Annotated in this window: 19 protein-coding genes; 12 read left to right on the plus strand and 7 right to left on the minus strand. The window is 56.5% G+C overall.

All coding sequences use genetic code 11. The features are described 5' to 3' along the window. Window positions 1-435: 435 nt before the first annotated feature. On the minus strand, window positions 436-1,095 hold the full coding sequence (gene rsmG, locus PHT20_RS04585) for a 16S rRNA (guanine(527)-N(7))-methyltransferase RsmG (RefSeq protein WP_301019610.1): 660 nt from the start codon (window positions 1,093-1,095) through the stop codon (window positions 436-438). Beyond that, window positions 1,095-3,179: a tRNA uridine-5-carboxymethylaminomethyl(34) synthesis enzyme MnmG gene (gene mnmG / locus PHT20_RS04590; protein WP_301019611.1), complete on the minus strand. Its 2,085-nt coding sequence runs from the start codon at window positions 3,177-3,179 to the stop codon at window positions 1,095-1,097. Before mnmG ends, rsmG begins: the two co-directional genes overlap by 1 nt. A 713-nt stretch (window positions 3,180-3,892) precedes the next feature. Here mnmG and PHT20_RS04595 point away from each other — a divergent pair. Further along, window positions 3,893-5,110 (plus strand): 6-phosphofructokinase, encoded by a 1,218-nt coding sequence (locus PHT20_RS04595; RefSeq protein ID WP_301019612.1) that lies wholly within the window; start codon window positions 3,893-3,895, stop codon window positions 5,108-5,110. 163 nt (window positions 5,111-5,273) lie between these two features. Beyond that, complete coding sequence (gstA, locus tag PHT20_RS04600; protein ID WP_301019613.1) at window positions 5,274-5,882, plus strand: glutathione transferase GstA; 609 nt, start codon at window positions 5,274-5,276, stop codon at window positions 5,880-5,882. A gap of 66 nt (window positions 5,883-5,948) precedes the next feature. Here the strand turns inward: gstA and PHT20_RS04605 are convergent, their stop codons facing one another. Genes PHT20_RS04605 through PHT20_RS04615 form a run of 3 tightly spaced genes read right to left on the minus strand, consistent with a single transcriptional unit; the run spans window position 5,949 to window position 7,514 of the window. Next, on the minus strand, window positions 5,949-6,527 hold the full coding sequence (locus tag PHT20_RS04605) for a cytochrome C (protein ID WP_301019614.1): 579 nt from the start codon (window positions 6,525-6,527) through the stop codon (window positions 5,949-5,951). Window positions 6,528-6,556: 29 nt separating this feature from the next. Continuing rightward, entirely contained in the window at window positions 6,557-7,150 is a 594-nt protein-coding gene (locus tag PHT20_RS04610) for a NapC/NirT family cytochrome c (protein WP_300082328.1), read from the minus strand. 13 nt (window positions 7,151-7,163) lie between these two features. Beyond that, entirely contained in the window at window positions 7,164-7,514 is a 351-nt protein-coding gene (locus PHT20_RS04615) for a c-type cytochrome (protein WP_300082331.1), read from the minus strand. Between the two features lie 345 nt (window positions 7,515-7,859). On the opposite strand from PHT20_RS04615, the gene rquA reads away from it, so the two are divergent. Then, window positions 7,860-8,570, plus strand: coding sequence for a rhodoquinone biosynthesis methyltransferase RquA (gene rquA / locus PHT20_RS04620; protein ID WP_301019615.1), 711 nt, complete (start codon window positions 7,860-7,862; stop codon window positions 8,568-8,570). A 62-nt stretch (window positions 8,571-8,632) separates the two neighbouring features. Here rquA and PHT20_RS04625 read toward each other — a convergent pair whose 3' ends face one another. Both PHT20_RS04625 and PHT20_RS04630 read right to left on the minus strand, forming a co-directional pair. Continuing rightward, window positions 8,633-9,631 (minus strand): helix-turn-helix domain-containing protein, encoded by a 999-nt coding sequence (locus tag PHT20_RS04625; protein ID WP_301019616.1) that lies wholly within the window; start codon window positions 9,629-9,631, stop codon window positions 8,633-8,635. Then, window positions 9,628-10,191 carry an isochorismatase family protein gene (locus PHT20_RS04630; RefSeq protein WP_301019617.1) on the minus strand — a complete coding sequence of 188 codons (564 nt, stop codon included), beginning with the start codon at window positions 10,189-10,191 and terminating at the stop codon, window positions 9,628-9,630. Before PHT20_RS04630 ends, PHT20_RS04625 begins: the two co-directional genes overlap by 4 nt. Window positions 10,192-10,389: 198 nt before the next feature. Between PHT20_RS04630 and ccmA the strand changes: the two genes are divergently transcribed. Genes ccmA through ccmI form a run of 9 tightly spaced genes read left to right on the plus strand, consistent with a single transcriptional unit; the run spans window position 10,390 to window position 17,392 of the window. After that, window positions 10,390-11,025 (plus strand): cytochrome c biogenesis heme-transporting ATPase CcmA, encoded by a 636-nt coding sequence (ccmA, locus tag PHT20_RS04635; protein WP_301019618.1) that lies wholly within the window; start codon window positions 10,390-10,392, stop codon window positions 11,023-11,025. Further along, complete coding sequence (gene ccmB, locus PHT20_RS04640; protein ID WP_301019619.1) at window positions 11,022-11,717, plus strand: heme exporter protein CcmB; 696 nt, start codon at window positions 11,022-11,024, stop codon at window positions 11,715-11,717. The genes ccmA and ccmB overlap by 4 nt, the downstream gene beginning before the upstream one ends. After that, on the plus strand, window positions 11,714-12,451 hold the full coding sequence (ccmC, locus tag PHT20_RS04645) for a heme ABC transporter permease CcmC (RefSeq protein ID WP_300082347.1): 738 nt from the start codon (window positions 11,714-11,716) through the stop codon (window positions 12,449-12,451). The genes ccmB and ccmC overlap by 4 nt, the downstream gene beginning before the upstream one ends. Further along, complete coding sequence (ccmD, locus tag PHT20_RS04650) at window positions 12,438-12,629, plus strand: heme exporter protein CcmD (RefSeq protein ID WP_300082350.1); 192 nt, start codon at window positions 12,438-12,440, stop codon at window positions 12,627-12,629. Before ccmC ends, ccmD begins: the two co-directional genes overlap by 14 nt. Further along, window positions 12,626-13,069 carry a cytochrome c maturation protein CcmE gene (gene ccmE / locus PHT20_RS04655; RefSeq protein ID WP_301019620.1) on the plus strand — a complete coding sequence of 148 codons (444 nt, stop codon included), beginning with the start codon at window positions 12,626-12,628 and terminating at the stop codon, window positions 13,067-13,069. Before ccmD ends, ccmE begins: the two co-directional genes overlap by 4 nt. A gap of 30 nt (window positions 13,070-13,099) precedes the next feature. Then, entirely contained in the window at window positions 13,100-15,067 is a 1,968-nt protein-coding gene (locus PHT20_RS04660) for a heme lyase CcmF/NrfE family subunit (protein WP_301019621.1), read from the plus strand. Further along, window positions 15,064-15,588, plus strand: coding sequence for a DsbE family thiol:disulfide interchange protein (locus PHT20_RS04665; protein ID WP_301019622.1), 525 nt, complete (start codon window positions 15,064-15,066; stop codon window positions 15,586-15,588). The genes PHT20_RS04660 and PHT20_RS04665 overlap by 4 nt, the downstream gene beginning before the upstream one ends. Next, window positions 15,585-16,052, plus strand: a complete 468-nt coding sequence (locus PHT20_RS04670; protein ID WP_301019623.1) for a cytochrome c-type biogenesis protein — start codon at window positions 15,585-15,587, stop codon at window positions 16,050-16,052. Before PHT20_RS04665 ends, PHT20_RS04670 begins: the two co-directional genes overlap by 4 nt. Next, entirely contained in the window at window positions 16,049-17,392 is a 1,344-nt protein-coding gene (gene ccmI / locus PHT20_RS04675) for a c-type cytochrome biogenesis protein CcmI (protein ID WP_301019624.1), read from the plus strand. Before PHT20_RS04670 ends, ccmI begins: the two co-directional genes overlap by 4 nt. The last annotated feature ends 839 nt before the right edge of the window (window positions 17,393-18,231 follow it).

Below are 18,231 nucleotides of genomic sequence, written 5' to 3' on the forward strand. Positions count from 1 at the left end.
GCCACACAGATAAGGCGTGGTGGTTGGGTCAGGTGACCGGGCTTTGGGGGTGAAGGCGCGCGAAAGAGGTGCTAGCGAAATGAGGCCTCAGCCCCGCGCGTGCTTAGGGCTTGTAAAGTAATAACTTGTGCATTTTGATCGCCAGATTTGGGATGCAGGGCTAGGCGCAAAGCGCGCCGTTTAGCTCTGCTAAACAAGCGATTTGCAACAACGCCATGCGCCCAAAGATGGCTGAGCAAATGCGCATGTTATTGCTTTACAAGCCCTTACCCACGAAACCGCACGCACCTGACCCAGCCGCCGCGCCGTGCCAGAGCCACCAAAGCAGCCGAACCATGCCAAAGAAATACAACACACAGCTTCAGCGCCTCATGCAAACTAAAGCAAAGCGCGTCGCGACACCTCACGACACGTCCAAGTTCAAACAAAATTAGGTCAATCAGCCATACACAGCCAAATCAAGCACCGCTCTGCATCAAGCCCAGGCACATGCAGTTGTTCCACGTGAAACACCTCAACCGCTGGCGGCAATGCAGCCAATTCATCAACGGGATGCTTCCCCTTCATGGCCATCCAAAACCCCTGCTCTGCCAGCAACTGGCGAGAGCCTTGGGTGAAGTCTGCCAGGCTGGCAAAGGCACGTGAACTGATGACTTGGTACTGACCTGTGAGCTGTTCGACCCGCGCATGCACACCACGCAAGTTAGGCAGTTTCAGCGCAGCGGCCACTTGCTGAATAAAAGCTGCTTTCTTACCCACCGCATCCACACAATCCACCTGAATGTCTGGGCAACAAATGGAGATCACCACACCCGGCAAACCAGCACCCGAACCCACGTCCAGCAAACGTGGTGCGGTATCGGCATGTGGCGTGAATGCCTGCAGCCGCTGGCGCAACGGCGCAACCACGGCCAGACTGTCCAGCAGATGGTGCGTCAGCATTTCCACAGGGTCGCGCACTGCCGTTAAGTTGTAGACCTTGGTCCATTTTTCAATCAAAGCCACATAACGCAACAAGTCTGACACCTGCTGCTCTGACAGCGACAACCCCAGGCTGGCTACACCTTGACGCAGGGGTGTTTCTAAAGTGCGCATCAGTTTGCCACGCCCAAGTCGACAGCCTCAGCGGCACCCTTACCCGCTTGCGCTTGTCGCTCAAAACCCTTGAACTTGGTTTTTTTCAAATGGATGGTCAGCAAAGAAATGCTGGCGGGGGTGATGCCTGAAATGCGCGAAGCTTGCCCCAGCGTCTCAGGCTTGTGGCGGTTCAGCTTTTGCCGTGCTTCAATGCTGAGCGCCGCCACCTGCATGTAGTCCATGTCTTGCGGAAGCTTCAGGTGTTCGTAATGAGAGGCGCGCTGCACGTCGTCTATTTGTCGGTCAATGTAGCCTGCGTATTTGGCAGCAATTTCAACCTGCTCGATCACCGTGGCCACAAAAGACTCTGGCCATGCAGGGGTCAACCCCTCAGGTGATGTTTCGCGTGAAACAGCAGGCGTGAGCTCGGGCTGGACAAACTTGCCAGACTCCAGCGACATGAGGTCTGCATAGCTCACTCCCGGACGGCGTAACAGCTCGGCCAAGCTGTATTCATGTTCAATGGCTTTGCCCAGCACACGCTCAGACTCGGCTGAACTCAGGTTTTTGGGACTGACCCACAGCGAGCGCAAGCGTTCTGTTTCACGTGAAACAGCGTCGCGTTTCTGATTGAAAGCCGTCCAACGGGCATCGTCTACCAAACCCAGCTGGCGCCCCACCTCTGTCAAACGGGCATCGGCATTGTCTTCGCGCAGCTGCAAGCGAAACTCGGCACGGCTGGTGAACATGCGGTAGGGTTCACTCACGCCTTGGGTAATCAGGTCGTCCACCAACACACCCAGGTAAGCTTGGTCACGCGCTGGCAACCAAGCCTCGGCCGCATACGAAGCTCTGCCCGCGGCACTGGCAGCCACGTCACCACCGCCCATGGCACGCACCTGCAAGGCAGCGTTGATGCCCGCAAACAAACCTTGCGCCGCCGCCTCTTCGTAACCCGTGGTGCCATTGATCTGACCCGCAAAAAACAAGCCCTGAATGACCTTGGTTTCGAACGAGCTCTTCAGCTGCGTGGGGTCAAAGTAGTCATATTCAATGGCATAACCCGGGCGCAAAATGTGCGCGTTTTCCAACCCGGGCATGGAGCGAACCAGCCCGTACTGAATGTCAAACGGCAAGCTGGTACTGATGCCGTTGGGGTAATACTCGTTGGTGGTCAGCCCTTCGGGTTCCAGAAAAATCTGGTGGCTTTCCTTGTCGGCAAAACGGTTGATTTTGTCTTCCACGCTGGGGCAATAGCGCGGACCCACGCCTTCAATCTTGCCGGTGAACATGGGGCTGCGGTCAAACCCGCTGCGAATGATGTCGTGCGTTTGCGCATTGGTGTGCGTGATCCAGCACGACATTTGCTGCGGGTGCTGCTCAGGGCGCCCCATGAAGCTGAAAACCGGCATCACCGGACTCATGCCACCTGGCATGCCGTCGCCGGGCTGTTCGGTGCATTTTGAGAAGTCGATGCTGCGGCCATCAATGCGTGGCGGCGTGCCAGTTTTCAGCCGGCCCTGCGGCAACTTGAGCTCTTTCAAGCGCGAGCTCAAAGACACGGCAGGGGGGTCACCCGCACGGCCAGCGGAATAGTTGTTCAGTCCCACATGAATCTTGCCATCTAAAAAAGTGCCCGCGGTCAGCACCACCGTGCTGGCGCTGAAGCGAATGCCCACTTGCGTGACCGCGCCCACCACCCGGTCACCCTGCACCATCAAATCATCCACGGCTTGCTGAAACAGCCACAAGTTAGGCTGGTTTTCCAATCTGCGGCGAATCGCGGCCTTGTACAAAATGCGGTCTGCCTGGGCACGGGTGGCACGCACAGCTGGGCCTTTGGATGAATTCAAAATCCGAAACTGCACCCCCCCCTCGTCGGTAGCAGCTGCCATGGCGCCGCCCAAGGCGTCGACCTCTTTGACCAAATGCCCTTTGCCAATGCCACCGATGCTGGGGTTGCAACTCATCTGCCCCAGGGTTTCGATGTTGTGGCTGAGCAGCAAGGTTTTGCAACCCATGCGCGCCGCGGCCAAAGCGGCCTCAGTGCCAGCATGGCCGCCGCCGACGACGATCACGTCGAAATGTTGTGGATAAAGCATGGTGAGCAATCGGTGATGGGCGCCTCAAACACTGCGCGCCAAAGGGAGACAAACAAGTGCTTGATTTTACTGGGGCAGACAAAAACTGCAGCGATGGGGGCGGTTCAAAGTGTTGTGCTTTGGTGCTGAGGGGATCAAGGGGTCAGGGTTTAACCCGGCAGGGCGACTGGGTCAGGCGCATGCGGTTTTGGGGTGAAAGCACGCGCGGGGCTGGCGGCCTTGGAGCGCCAGCACCTCTTTCGCGCGCATTTCACCCCAAAGCCCGGTCGCCTGACCCAATCACCCTGCCTCACGTTGCTTGGACTCGAATATTTATATTAAAACAGCCTGTAGCCCATGTATGACAAGCGTAAGCAGCTATTATTTTTGTTGCTTTTCTGCCGTAATAACGTTCTTCAATCCCAAACCGCAGCCACGCAGATAAGGCGTGGTGGTTGGGTCAGGTGACCGGGCTTTGGGGGTGAAGGCGCGCGAAAGAGGTGTTGGTGTACTCAAGCCTCAGCCCCGCGCGTGCTTTACCCCCAAAACCGCACGCACCTGACCCAGCCGCCGCGCCGTGCCAGAGAAACCACAACAGCAGATGAGGCACATAAAAAACACCATAGCACCAACCTTACAGCCCAAAACCCGCGCTGCAGCGTTTTAGCCAAAACGCGCCCCATCAAGTGCACAATGACAAGTTCCATTTCACAGCTTACACAGGACTCTTCTTCATGGCCTCTGGAAAAATACTCGTTGCTCAAGGTGGTGGCCCGACTGCTGTCATCAACCAATCGCTGGTGGGCGTGGCGTTAGAAGCCCGCCGCTTTGCTCAAATTGGCCACATTTACGGCGCCCACCATGGTGTTCGCGGCATTGTGGACGAAGACTTTGTCGACCTCACCCAAGAAACCAGTCACAACCTCGAACAAGTGGCCAACACGCCGTCCAGTGCCCTGGGCTCCACGCGCGACAAACCTGACGTGGCTTATTGCAAAGAAATATTTCGGGTGCTGCAAGCACACCAGATTGGTCACTTTTTCTACATTGGCGGCAATGACTCTTCAGACACCGTGCGCATTGTCAGCGAGCAAGCCCGCGCCGCCAGCTACAACCTGCGCTGCATCCACATTCCAAAAACCATCGACAACGACCTGGTGGGCAATGACCATACACCCGGTTTCCCTTCTGCGGCACGCTTTGTGGCGCAAGCTTTTGCCGGTGCCAACCTCGACAACGCCGCCCTGCCCGGCGTTTATGTGGGTGTGGTCATGGGGCGCCACGCGGGTTTTTTAACCGCCGCATCGGCCTTGGGCAAAAAGTTTCCAGACGACGGCCCGCACCTGATCTACCTGCCGGAGCGCACCTTTGTGCTGGAGAAATTTCTGGCGGATGTCAAAACCACTTACGAACGCTATGGCCGTTGTGTGATTGCGGTGTCTGAGGGCATTCACGATGCCACTGGCACACCCATCGCCGCGCTGCTGGCCAAGGAAATGGAACATGATGCACACGGCAATGTGCAGCTCTCGGGCAATGGCGCCCTAGCCGACCTGCTGTGCGAAGAGATCAAGTCAAAACTGGGCATCAAGCGCGTGCGTGGCGACACCTTTGGTTACCTGCAACGCAGCTTCATTGGATGCGTCTCTGATGTGGATCAGCGCGAAGCCCGCGAGGTGGGCGAAAAGGCCGTGCAATTTGCCATGTGGGGCGGTCGCGATGGCTCGGTGGCCATCAAACGCACCGGCTTTTACTCGGTGGACTATGAACTGCTGCCCATCGAAGAAGTGGCCGGCAAAACCCGCGTGATGGAAGACGAATTCATCGCCCCCAGCGGCACCGATGTCACCGACGCTTTTCGCCTGTATTTGCGCCCCCTGCTGGGCTCTGGCATGCCTGACGCTTTTCGACTCAGGCACAACCCGGTGGCCAAGGTTTTAATGAACAAATAAGGCTCTAGTGCTTATATATTAAACGTGAGTAGCTATTTTTAGCATAGCGTTTGAATACCCTTATTGGAAGCGCATTGTCGCCGTGCAAGGTACGATTTAACGCATCTGTAGCTCTCAGATTTGCAGCTTTCAGTGACTCACCCCTACCCTCAAGGAGAACCCTTTGAAACTTTATTATTCCCCCGGTGCATGCTCTCTGTCGCCACACATTGTGTTGAAAGAGTCCGGCCTGGCGTTTGAAGCCATTGCCGCCCCCACCAAAACCCACAAATTGCTTGACGGCACAGACTACTACACCATCAACCCATTGGGCTATGTGCCTTTTTTGGTGCTCGATGATGGCCGCACCTTGCACGAGGGACCAGCCATCGTGCAATACATTGCCGACCAAGTGCCAGACCAACAGCTGGCACCGGCCAACGGCAGCTGGGAGCGCTACAAACTGCAGGAATGGCTCAACACCATCAGCACCGAGTTGCACAAAGGGTTTTCGCCACTGTTCACGCCCGGCATGCCCGCCGAGGCCAAAGACATGGCCAAAACCCGCCTGCAGTCACGCCTGACTTGGGTCGATGGTGAACTCGCAGGCAAAACCTACCTGATGGGCGACACCTTCACGGTGGCAGACGCCTACTTGTTTGTGGTGGCCGGCTGGAGCAAACATGTGGCGGTTGACATCTCGGGTTTAAGTCACCTGGTGGCGTTCATGGCTCGGGTGGCTGCACGGCCTGCTGTTCAAGCCGCGATGCGCGCTGAAGGCTTGATCAAATAAACCCCGTCGCCTCCAACGAAAAAAGCCGCTTTGCAGCGGCTTTTTTCATGGCGGTGAAGCTCTCAATCAATAAGCCAACACCAACTTGTCAAGCTCTGCCTTGGTGATGGCGGGCACAGTGCCACGGGCTTTGAAACGGTTCAGGTTCCAGGCGCCTTCACCCAGCCAAGCCTTGAGCACTTTCAAATTGGCAGCGCACTCAGCGTCGTTGCCTTTTTCGCACAGGTATTTGTACATGTTGCCCGGTTTGCCACCAGCATATTGGCTGGTGCCGTCATCCAAGCGGCGCATGAATGCACCTGCATCTGGGTAAGCAATCAGCTGAATGACAGTTTCATAGGTGTCGTTGCGTGGGCCCAATTTTTCTTTCTTGTAATGGTCTACGCTCAAGTCGTATTCTTTCAAGGTGGGCGCGCCAGCCTTGGCTGAATGGCAGTCGGCACAGTACTTGGCGAACATGGGCGCCACATCTTTGCGGTAAGACACCACCTCTTTAGCGGGCAGGGCGGTGTTTTTAACAGCGGCCACTGGGGTGGCAGGCGCAGCTGGGGCAGTGGCCGCAGACGTTGCCGCACAGGCACCCAAGATCACAGGCACAGCCACAGCCACACAGACAGCGGCAACCACACGGTTCAATTTCATCATCTCTATCTCCTTCAGGTTAAAACTCAACATCAGTTTGTCTTGGCCGCAGCCTTGCCAAACAACTCACTTGGCCCTGGGCCTTCTGGCTCATGGTGCGCAATCCCAAAATGGCACTCAATGCATGTTTTGCCATCTTCCTTGGCTTTGGCATGGCGCTTTTGAGCCTTTTCAGACTGTAAATCCACACTCATCTTGTCGGCACGGTGGCAACTGCGGCATTGGTGCGAGTCGCTCTCGATCATGTCTTTCCAAACCCGGTGCGCCATGGTGGCACGCTTGGCTTCAAACTTTGCAGGTGTGTCAATGGAAGGCGAGATGTAGGTGTAAAACACATCTTTAGACGCCTTGATCTTGGCCCAAACCAGTGGCCCGGGTTCGTGCGGCACGTGGCAGTTGGTGCAAATGGCACGCACACCGGTGCGGTTGGTGTCGTGAATCGTGCCTTTGTATTCAGCCAAGTTGTAGGTCATTTCATGACAACCGGTGCAGAACTCTTCGGTGCTGGTGTAGGCCAGCACATAAGCACCCGACACACCCACGCCCACAGAAAAGATGAACAAACCAAACAGCAGGCTCACCGTCAGCTTCCACCGCCGACGCAAGATTTGAAAAATTTCTTTCATGGCAAATTACCGATCAACGCGACAAGATGTACTTGACAGCGTTTTTGATTGCTGCGTCATCTTTGGCTTTCATTTTTTGATGCTGCTCTTTGGCGCCATCAATTTCAATGGTGGGCGCGGTGGTCAGGTGGGTAAACAGCTTGGCTTCGGCGTCGGCCTTGCCTTTGTATTTGGCAGCTGTCTTTTGAAATGACGGGCCATCTTTTTGCTTGTCCACCGAGTGGCACTTGCCACATTTGTTGACTTTGATCAGGTCTTCGGCCGCAGCCACATCCACCGCTTGGGCTTGCACAGCCAAAGCACCAGCGGTCAAACCCACTGCCAACAACGCGCGCAACACATTTGAAAATTGAACTTGTTTCATATACATCCTCTTTGACTTAAAAAATTAACAAAAACTTAAGATTTGATGGGGTGTCATCCTACTCTCATGAAAATAAACCTGAAACCCCAATAAGTTGATTTAGATCAACAGAGAAGGGATTTCAAAGCCCTTTTCACTCAAAAAACTATCGAAAACCCTTGCGTAAAAACCCTTCGGTACAAACCCTGCCATGGATTCCACCCCAACCCCATGGGGAAACAAAACTTAAGTTAGCATAGAACCAAGCTGATTGATTCTTGTCCGAATTTCAACGCACTCACACAACTGTTGTACCAGCTGCATGGTTGACACTGCAACCACCCACTCATTAAACCTGTGCCACCAATGACTCCTGCACCCATGGCCATTTCAAGCGCATCCAGCACGGTTGCCTTGCCCGAATACCTTGAAAAAACATACTGGTGGGCCTACACCCACCCCAACGCCGTGCGCGTGTTCGAGCGGCAGTGGCTGGTCAATTTGATTTTGTGGGGCAATTTCGCCAAGTTGCGTGACCTGGCGCTGGACGAAATGGGCGACACCATCAACGGCCGTGTGCTACAAGTGGCTTGCGTCTATGGCAACTTCACTGAGCATGTGTTGCGCCGTCTGGGGCCGCAAGGGCATTTGAGCGTGATTGATGTGGCGCCAGTGCAGATCACCAACCTGCACAACAAGATCGGACCACAAAAGCAAGTCAGCATCTTTCAGCAAGACTCCACGGCGCTGCAATTTGCCGATGCCAGCCAAGACACGGTGGTGCTGTTTTTCTTGCTGCACGAGCAACCCCTGGAAGTGCGCCAAAAAACCGTGGCGGAAGCCATGCGTGTCACCAAACCAGGCGGAAAAATTGTGTTTGTGGACTACCACCGCCCCCGTGCCAGCAGCCCGTTTCGCTACCTCATGGTGCCGATCTTGACCACGCTGGAGCCTTTTGCCATGGACTTGTGGCGCGGCCAAATTTCAGACTGGTTGCCCGCCCACTGCCAACAGCTGCCACTTGACAAACAAACCTACTTCGGCGGTCTTTACCAAAAAGTAGTGATTCAGCGCTAAGGGCTTGTAAAGCCCAATAACCGTGCACGCCAGCCCAGAGTGGCTGGCGACTGGCAGGCAGATCATTCCGGGTGGCTGGGTGTGCCGCGCAAACCCAACTGGTGCCAGGCGCGGCGCAGCTGCGTGTCTGAACCAAAACCTGACAGCGCCGCCGCCTGCGTGACGCTGTGCCCCGTTTTCAAAGCCGTTTGTGCCATCGCCAAGCGAATGCGGCGCAAATACTGCAGCGGAGCAATCTGGGCGTGCGCCATGAACAAGCGCGTCACATGCCGTGGTGACGTGCAGGCCACTGCCGCCATGCTGGCCAGATGCCAATCCGCCGCGGGTTGACCGCTGACCGCATCTTGCACCCGGTGCAAGGCCGGATGCAAATGGTTGCGGTAAGCCAAAAACGGCGACAACTCGGGGTCTTGCGCGCTGCGGCGAAGCGCCAACACCATGGTTTGTGCCACCTGCGCGGCAATGGCTTCACCACAGGTTTGGGCAATGCGCGCCAAGGTCAAGTCAATCCCGGTGGTCACACCGGCACTGCTGTACACCGGCGCATCAGCCACAAACACCCGGTTTTCAACCACGTGGCAGCCCACATCAGCCGCCTGCAATTCAGCCAAATGGTGGTGGTGGGTGGTGACATGGCGGCGGGTCAGCAAGCCCGCGTGCGCGGCCAGCACAGCGCCAGCGCAAATGGTCACCAACTCCAAACGCTGCGGCTGCAACGTCAGGCCGCGCAGCCAATGCAGCACCGCCTGTGTGGCCTCAGACGACATGGGCATGGTCGTGCCCGGCTGCCCCACCAACACCACCCACGAAGGCTCACGCAACACCGCTGGCAACGGCTCCAGGCCACAAAGCATGAGCCCTACCGAGCTGACGGTTTGGCTCAAGGGTCCGACAAACCGCAGCTCAAAACGTGCGGGTTTGCCCTGCGACTGCAGCGCTTGGTTGGCCAAACGCAATGCCTCAGCCGCACCAGCCCAGTCCAGCGCCAGACTGTCAGGCAACAGCACAAACAGCACCTGAATGGTCACCGGGTCAGGCGCGGCGCTGGGCAATCGGCTCATGATGAGATCACATCATCGAGCGCTTGCGCCACCGTGCAGATGCGGGCAAAACGGTCTTTCAAGACGGCAGCGGTGCGTCCCTTGATGTCTGCGGCTGAGAGCACCGTGCCGTCCAGGTGCTGCATGTCCCAAGTCAGCGTGGCATCCAGGCAAAAGCGCACGGCCCAGCCCAGATCTGAAGCATGGCGGGCAGTAGTTTCACAGCACTGCTCGGTGCGAATGCCGCTGATGATCAGCGTTTGAATGCTGTGTTGGGTCAGCCACACCTCCAACCCTGTGCCCACCAGCGCGCTGTGGCGGTGTTTGTAAAAAGTGGCTGATGCCTCAAACGGTTGCAACTCTGCCAACGGGCGCACCAGCCCAGATGCCAGTGCAAACGGGTTGCTGGCCAGCGCAGGGCCATCCACATGCAGCACACGCACCAACGGCACGCCTTGGGTCAAGCAGGCTTGAATCAGCGTGTTTTGCGCCGCCATGAAGGCGGGCAAGTCGGTGCTTGTGAAATACGGTCTTTGGCGAAATGACTCTTGCGCATCAATCAAAACAAGACATTTTTTCATATCAATCCTTGGCAGTTTAAAAGCCCTATCATGCACATTCATAGAGCGTAAAGCCATTTTATAAAAGACCAACACCCATCAAATCAGGACATGATTCAAAAGACTACCTTAAGCGCTGCAAGGGTTGCCGGCGCAGCACTCGCAGTGCCCGAACCAGTCGTAAGATAATTTGGCCTTTCATCGCAAGACTGCACTCCATTGAATACCACCCCCTCTTTGTCGTTTTCCAAGCTCGGTTGCATCAAGGGTGGACGGCAGCTTTTTAAAAATGTGGACTGCACCTTGACCGCCGGCCAGTGGCTGTACGTGGCCGGTGTCAATGGCGTGGGCAAAACCAGCTTGCTGCGCATGGTGTGTGGCCTGGCGCCCATTGAGTCGGGTGACATTCTCTGGCGCGGCCAGCCCATTCACGCCCAGCGCGATGCCTATCGGCGTGAGCTGTGCTACTTGGGGCATCTGAATGCATTGCAAGAATCCATGACAGTGGATGAAAACCTGGCCTTCACTTCAGCGTTGAGCGGTACAGCACCAAGCGCCTTGCAGACCCAGACCACCTTGGCACACTTTGGCCTGCGCGGACGTGGCAAGCAGCTGGTGCGACATTTGTCACAAGGCCAAAAACGCCGCGTGGCCTTGTCGCGTTTGGCGTTGAGCCCCGCCACCTTGTGGGTGCTGGATGAGCCCTACGTGGCCATGGACGAATCGGGCATCACCATGCTGGCACAGCTGATTGAAAACCACCTGGCCCAAGGTGGCATGGCGGTGCTGACCAGCCACCAGCGCGTGGCCATTGGCCAAGTTTCCCCCTTGATGTTGGAGTTACAACCGCAATGAACGCCGCCATCCAAACCCTGGCGCTGCCACACGTGCTGTGGGCCGTGCTGCGGCGCGAAATCTCACTCGGGCTGCGGCAAAAGGGCGAGGTGCTGACGCCGCTGGTGTTTTTTGTCGTGATTGCCAGCTTGTTCCCCTTGGGCGTGGGGCCTGAGACAGCCTTGCTGCTGCGCATGGCACCCGGTGTGCTGTGGGTCAGCGCCCTGCTGGCGGCCATGTTGTCGCTGCAACGCATGTTTGCCACTGACTACGCCGACGGCTCGCTGGAGCAAATGGCACTGTCTGGCACCCCCTTGGCACTGCTGGTGCTGGCCAAAGCGCTGGCACATTTTGTTTTGGCAGGCTTGCCACTGGTGCTGATGGCGCCGGTGCTGGGCTTGCAATTTGGCTTGGACAGCCGTGCGTTGGTCATCTTGATGCTGTCTTTGCTGCTGGGCACGCCGACCCTGAGTTTGATTGGCAGCATTGGCGCTGCGCTGACCTTGGGCGTACGCGGCGCAGGGGTTTTGTTGTCACTGTTAATCCTGCCCTTGTATATTCCGGTTCTTATTTTTGGTGCCGGCGCGGTTGAAGCCGACGCTGCGGGGCTGGGCATTGGGGGGCACTTGTCACTGATGGCCGCACTGCTGGTGCTGTCGCTCTTTTTCTCTCCGCTGGCCACGGCTGCCGCTTTAAGGATTTCGTTGGAATGAAAACACGTGTGATTCATTGGTTCAAGTTTGCTTCGCCGCAAAACTTTTATGGCCTGGCCGGCAAGCTGTGGCCCTGGTTTGCTGCGCTGGCCACGGTGCTCACGCTGGTGGGGTTGTGGATTTCGTTTTTTGTGGCGCCCATTGACGCCCAACAAGGCCAGGGCTACCGCATCATCTTTGTGCATGTGCCGGCCTCGCAAATGTCCATGTTCATTTATTTGGTGATGGCTGCGTGGGCCGGCTTTGGGCTGGCTTTCAACACCCGGCTGTCGGGCATGATGGCCTCCGCCCTGGCGCCCACGGGCGCGCTGTTTGCGTTTTTGTCATTGGTCACTGGTGCGCTGTGGGGCAAGCCCATGTGGGGCGCCTGGTGGGTGTGGGACGCGCGCTTAACCTCAGAGCTGATTTTGTTGTTTTTGTACTTGGGCTTTTTGGCCTTGCAGGCGTCCATTGACGACCCGCGCCGGGCTGACAAAGCCTGTGCCATTTTGGCCTTGGTCGGCGCGGTGAATGTGCCCATCATTTATTTCTCGGTGAAATGGTGGAACACCTTGCACCAAGGGGCTTCGGTGTCCATGAAAGGCGCCTCCATGGCCACCCCCATGTTGATGGGCATGCTGATCATGGTGCTGGCGTTCTGGATGTACACCATTGCCATCGCGCTGGTGCGGGTGCGCACCATCATTCTTGACCGTGAACGTCATACAGATTGGGTGAAACATGCAGTGGCTTAGCGTGGCAGATTTTTTCAACATGGGGGGCTATGCCTTCTATGTGTGGGGCAGTTTTGGCATCACCGTCGCGGTGGTGGCGCTTGAAATCTGGCAAGTGCGCGCGCATCGGCGTGAAATTTTGCGAAACCTTTTCAGCCAAAACGACTCAGATACCGATTTACAGCAACACACCCCATGAAACCACGTCACAAACGCGCCGCCATCATCTTCGGTGGCCTTGCCAGCATCAGCTTGGCTGCTTATTTTGTTTTGAATGCTTTTCAAAGCAATTTGGTGTTTTTCTTCACGCCCAGCCAGGTCGATTCGGGCGAGGCACCCAAAAATCGCACCTTTCGCATTGGCGGCATGGTCAAAGAGGGCTCACTCAAGCGTGACAACCTCACCGTTTCATTTATCGTGACCGACACCGCCAAAGAAGTGCCCGTGACTTACACCGGCATCCTGCCCGACCTGTTCAAAGAAGGCAAAGGCGTGGTGGCGCAAGGCCAATTGGGCAGCACTGGCCAGTTCACTGCGGCTGAAGTGCTGGCCAAGCATGATGAGAACTACATGCCACCCGAGGCGCAACACGCCATGGATCAAGCACAAATCCAAAAAGCCAGCCAAACCCTGAAATAAGCGCCCCGAAACCCGAACCGAGACCTTCCCATGATTCCTGAACTAGGACACTTTGCGTTGATATTGGCCTTGCTGGTGGCTGCCACCATGGGCACGCTGAGCCTGGCTGGTGGCCAAAAAGGCCGTGCAGACTGGATGGCGCTGGCCAAGCCAGGTGCCCAAGCGCTGTTTTTGCTCACCGGCTTTTCTTTTTTGTGCCTGACCTACGCCTTCTACACCAGTGACTTCTCGGTTTTGTATGTGGCGCAGCACTCCAACACGCTGCTGCCAGACATTTACCGCATCGCTGCGGTCTGGGGCGGGCACGAAGGCTCGCTGCTGCTGTGGCTGCTGATGCTGACCACCTGGATGATGGCGGTATCGCTGTTTTCTCGCCAACTGCCAGACGTGATGGTCTCAAGGGTGTTGGGTGTGCTGGGGTTGATTGCAGTCGGGTTTTTGCTGTTCATGCTGATCACCTCCAACCCCTTCATTCGCTTGAGCGACATCCCAGACAATGGCCGTGACCTCAACCCCCTGCTGCAAGACCCCGGCCTTGTGTTTCACCCGCCCATGCTCTACATGGGTTATGTGGGCATGTCGATTCCCTTTGCGTTCTCCATTGCTGCGCTCTTGAACGGCCGCTTGGATGCAGCGTGGGCACGCTGGACCCGGCCATGGGCCACCGCCGCCTGGATTTGCCTGACCATTGGCATTGCCATGGGCTCCTGGTGGGCCTATTACGAACTGGGTTGGGGCGGTTGGTGGTTTTGGGACCCGGTTGAAAACGCCTCGTTCTTGCCCTGGCTGGTGGGCACGGCGCTGATCCACTCCTTGGCCGTGACTGAAAAGCGTGGCTTGTTCCGCAGCTGGACCATCATGCTGTCGCTGATTGCGTTTTCATTGAGCTTGCTGGGCACTTTCCTGGTGCGCTCGGGGGTGTTGACCTCGGTGCACGCCTTTGCCACCGACCCCAAGCGGGGTGTCTTTATCTTGATGTTTTTGGCCGCAGTGGTGGGCGGGTCGTTGATCTTATTTGCCGCCCGCGCTGGCAAAGTGCGCTCTGGCGGCTCGTTCTCGCTGGTCTCGCGCGAAAGCTTTTTGCTGGTCAACAACGTGCTGCTCACCACGGCCGCGGCGGCCGTGCTGCTGGGCACGCTTTACCCCTTGATCATCGATGCCCTCAACCTGGGCAAACTCTCGGTTGGCCCACCCTATTTCAATGCCGTGTTTGCGCCCATCATGACGCCTGTGCTGTTGTTCATGGTGGTGGGCAGCTTTGCCCGCTGGAAGAATGACAGTGTGGCCGAGCTGGTGAAAAAACTGCGCCCCATCGCCATCGTCTCGGTGGTGCTGGGCTGCGCAGCGCCGCTGCTGGCTGGGCCGTGGTCGGCACTGGTGGCCATGGGGCTGACCCTTGCCATCTGGATTGTGCTGGCCTCTGCGGTGCAAATGGTGCGCCAGTTCAGAGACACTGCCAACTGGAAATCCACCCCTATTTCCTACTGGGGCATGCACGTGGCGCACATTGGCATTGCGGTGTGCGTGGTGGGCATCACCATGGTCAAAGGTTATGAGACCGAAAAAGACGTGCGCATGGCCATGGGTGACACGGTTGAAGTGGGTGGCTACACCTTCCGTCTGACGGACATCAAAGAAGTTCCTGGCCCTAACTTCAAGGCCGATCAAGGCACCGTTGACTTGATCAAAGATGGCCGTGTGCTGCGCACCTTGCACCCAGAAAAGCGCACCTATTTCTCCTCCACCATGCCCATGACCGAGGCCGCCATCGACAGTGGTTTCACGCGCGACGTGTATGTGTCTTTGGGTGAAAAACTCGAAGGCACGGGCAAGCCAGCCTGGGCCATGCGCGTGTACCACAAGCCGTTTGTCACCTGGATCTGGTTTGGCTGCCTGTTCATGGCACTTGGTGGCGCCATGGCAGCGCTGGACAAACGCTACCGCAAAAAAGTGGCCGCCAAACTCAACCTGAACGACCTCAAAGGTGTGGCAGCATGAAGAAGCGGTTGATTCCGTTAGGTTTGTTCATGGTGTTGCTGGTGTTTTTGGCCATTGGCCTGACGCGTGACCCGCATGAAATTCCCTCGCCCCTGATTGGCAAGCCGGCACCGGTGTTCACGGCCCCGGTGCTTGGCCAAGCCGGCCAAACCTTTGCCAGCAAAGACATGCTGGGCAAGGTCTGGCTGCTCAACACCTGGGCCAGTTGGTGCGTGGCGTGTCGCCAAGAGCACCCCTTGCTGGTGGAGTTTGTCAAAACCAACCCACTCATCATCATTGGCCTGGACTACAAAGACAAAGAAGCCGATGGCCTGAAATGGCTCGCCCGCTACGGCAACCCCTACACCCAAGCGGTGGTTGATGCCGATGGCCGCATTGGCATTGATTTTGGCGTTTACGGCGTGCCAGAGAGTTTTCTCATCGACAAAGCCGGCGTCATTCGCTACAAGCAAATCGGCCCCTTCACCGAAGAAGCACTGCGTGACAAGCTCATTCCTTTGGTCAAGGAGCTCAACCTGTGAAATTTTTCCTGACCTTGTTGCTGGCACTTCACTGCGCACTGAGCGCGCAAGCCAATGAAGCCGCACCGCTGGCTGAAGACCCGGTGGTTGAACAACGTTTGATCACCATTGCTGAAGAACTGCGCTGCCTGGTGTGTCAAAACGAATCGTTGGCTGGCTCGCGTGCCGACCTGGCCAATGACTTGCGCCGCGAAGTGCGCAGCTTGATCAAATCCGGCAAATCAGATGCTGAAATCAAAGAGTTTTTGGTCAGCCGCTACGGCGACTTTGTGCTGTACCGTCCACCCGTCAAACCCACCACCTGGCTGCTGTGGTTTGGCCCTTTGCTGCTGCTGTTGGGAGCCATCTGGCTGCTGATTCGTATCATTCGTAGCGGTCAAAAACAAGCCAACACCCCCGCCCTTGATGCTGCTCAACGAGCCAAAGCACAAGCGCTTCTTCAAGAAACTGATTCCTCCAAATGAATGTATTTATTGCAAGCGCAGCGCTTTTGACGCTGCTGGTGGTGGCTTGGCTTGCCTTTGCCTTGTTGCGCAAGTCTGCTGGCAATGGTGTGACGAGCGAAAAACTCAATGCCGCCATCCACCGCGACCAACTGCATGCCCTCGAACTCGATTTGGCACGCGGTGCCATCAGCCAGGCCGACTTTGACACCACCCGCGATGAGCTTCAGCTGCGCTTGCTTGATGACACCGAAAGCTTTGAAGCCCACACCCAGCAATCCACCACCCATTTTTGGACACCCAAACGTACTTCTTTGGCCGTTGCTTTGACCCTGCCCGTTTTTGCGGCGGGCATTTACCTGCAACTGGGCACCCCCGCAGCCATTGACCCCATGGCACAGAGCCGTGCCAATGAACAGCAGGTCAACGAGATGCTGGGCAAACTGGTGGCCAAGCTGCAAGCCAACCCCAACGACCCCAAAGGCTGGGTCATGCTGGCGCGCTCTTACAAAGTATTGGGGCGTTTTGACGAAGCCCGCCAGGCCTATGACAAGGCCGGTGACATGGTCAAAACCGACCCCGATCTGCTGGTGGACTACGCCGAGTTGTTGGGCATCCAGGCTGGCAACTCACTTGAAGGCAAGCCCTCAGAACTGATTCTTGAGGCCTTGCGCCTGAACCCTGAGCACAGCATGGGGCTGATGATGGCCGGTGTGGCGGCTTATCAAGCCGGTGACTTCAAAACAGCGGTAACTCGGTGGGAAAAATTGCTTGCCCAAATGCCATCTGACTCCCCCGATGCCCAGCAAATGCAGGCCAACATTGACGATGCCCGCAGCAAAGGTGGCCTGGCAGCGAGCGATAGTGCAAGCAACAAGTTGCCGCCAGTGCCCGCTGGCGCAGCAGCTGGCATGACCCCTGAAAAAATCAACGAGATGGTTGACCGCTTGGCTGCACGCCTGAAAGACAACCCGCAAGACCTGCCAGGCTGGGCACGGCTGGCACGCGCCTACAAAGTGCAGAACCGCCTCAATGAGGCAGTGGGTGCCTATGAAAAAACCGGCAAACTGCTCGACACCGATGCCGACCTGTTGACCCAATACGCCGACACCTTGGCCGCACGCGATGGCAGCTTGAAAGGCAAACCCACTGAGCTGATCAACCATGCCCTGAAGATTGCCCCCAAGCACCCCATGGCGCTGATGATGGCAGCCCAAGCTGCTTACCAGGCAGGCCAGTACAGCCAAGCCATTGGCCATTGGGAAACCGCCTTGACGGTGTTGCCTGCCAACTCACCCGATGTGAAAGCCATTCAAGCTGAAATTGCGGATGCCAAACGGTTGGCAGGTCAAGGCAAATAGGCGCTGCTTTTTTGGTTTACACAGGGGCGTAGCTGCTCGAGTGCCGCTGTGGTGACTCTGGCACGGCGCGGCGGCTGGGTCAGGTGCGTGCGGTTTTGGGGGCAAAACACGCGCGGGGCTGAGGCCTCATTTCGCCAGTACCACTTGCGCGCGCCTTCGCCCCCAAAGCCCGGTCACCTAACCCAACCACCACACCTTATCTGTGTGGCTACAAAGCCCAATTCAAATGCAATGCTTGTTTTTCACGTTATCAGTACGTGCGGAACTAGAGTTTTTTGGCTGTAGAAAAACAATAAAAATAATAGCTGTTTATGCTTGTATTACATGGCCTACAGCCTGTTTTCTTATAAATCGTCGAGTTCAAACTACGCAAGGCAGGGTGATTGGGTTAGGTGACCGGGCTTTGGGGTGAAATGCGCGCGAAGAAAGTTTTCGCACACTGAACCGTCAGCCCCGCGCGTGCTTTCACCCCAAAACCGCACGCACCTAACCCAGTCGCCCTGCCGGGTTAAACCCTAGACACCGCAGACACCCCAACCCACAACACATTCCCTCACCTCTTTTTACGATCTCATCACAACCACCCACCCCGGCTCAGGCCGGTTTTTTTTGCTTGAAGCACTGGATAACCCTGTGCATAAAATAACTTGAAACGCAAAGTTATCCACAGTTTTTTTAAAAACCTCAAAGTTACCCCCGTTTAAGGTACATCTCAAACCAGCGCTCTTCCACAACAGTCAAGGTGCTTCAACACCATGATTTAAAACAAAAAAAAAGACTTATCCACGTCTTCCTGGCGACTCTATCTACCACTACTACTTTAAAAAAATAAATAAAGA

This window comes from Rhodoferax sp. (assembly GCF_028715765.1).
Taxonomy (GTDB): domain Bacteria; phylum Pseudomonadota; class Gammaproteobacteria; order Burkholderiales; family Burkholderiaceae_C; genus Rhodoferax.

Bases quoted from the DNA above. Each gene is read 5' to 3' on its own strand.
- PHT20_RS04595 (WP_301019612.1), top strand. From the start codon at position 3,893: ATGGCCTCTGGAAAAATACTCGTTGCTCAAGGTGGTGGCCCGACTGCT.
- PHT20_RS04625 (WP_301019616.1), bottom strand. From the start codon at position 9,631: ATGAGCCGATTGCCCAGCGCCGCGCCTGACCCGGTGACCATTCAGGTG.
- rquA (WP_301019615.1), top strand. From the start codon at position 7,860: ATGACTCCTGCACCCATGGCCATTTCAAGCGCATCCAGCACGGTTGCC.
- ccmI (WP_301019624.1), top strand. From the start codon at position 16,049: ATGAATGTATTTATTGCAAGCGCAGCGCTTTTGACGCTGCTGGTGGTG.
- ccmE (WP_301019620.1), top strand. From the start codon at position 12,626: ATGAAACCACGTCACAAACGCGCCGCCATCATCTTCGGTGGCCTTGCC.
- PHT20_RS04630 (WP_301019617.1), bottom strand. From the start codon at position 10,191: ATGAAAAAATGTCTTGTTTTGATTGATGCGCAAGAGTCATTTCGCCAA.
- mnmG (WP_301019611.1), bottom strand. From the start codon at position 3,179: ATGCTTTATCCACAACATTTCGACGTGATCGTCGTCGGCGGCGGCCAT.
- ccmC (WP_300082347.1), top strand. From the start codon at position 11,714: ATGAAAACACGTGTGATTCATTGGTTCAAGTTTGCTTCGCCGCAAAAC.
- PHT20_RS04660 (WP_301019621.1), top strand. From the start codon at position 13,100: ATGATTCCTGAACTAGGACACTTTGCGTTGATATTGGCCTTGCTGGTG.
- ccmD (WP_300082350.1), top strand. From the start codon at position 12,438: ATGCAGTGGCTTAGCGTGGCAGATTTTTTCAACATGGGGGGCTATGCC.
- PHT20_RS04665 (WP_301019622.1), top strand. From the start codon at position 15,064: ATGAAGAAGCGGTTGATTCCGTTAGGTTTGTTCATGGTGTTGCTGGTG.
- rsmG (WP_301019610.1), bottom strand. From the start codon at position 1,095: ATGCGCACTTTAGAAACACCCCTGCGTCAAGGTGTAGCCAGCCTGGGG.
- ccmB (WP_301019619.1), top strand. From the start codon at position 11,022: ATGAACGCCGCCATCCAAACCCTGGCGCTGCCACACGTGCTGTGGGCC.
- PHT20_RS04615 (WP_300082331.1), bottom strand. From the start codon at position 7,514: ATGAAACAAGTTCAATTTTCAAATGTGTTGCGCGCGTTGTTGGCAGTG.
- PHT20_RS04610 (WP_300082328.1), bottom strand. From the start codon at position 7,150: ATGAAAGAAATTTTTCAAATCTTGCGTCGGCGGTGGAAGCTGACGGTG.
- PHT20_RS04605 (WP_301019614.1), bottom strand. From the start codon at position 6,527: ATGATGAAATTGAACCGTGTGGTTGCCGCTGTCTGTGTGGCTGTGGCT.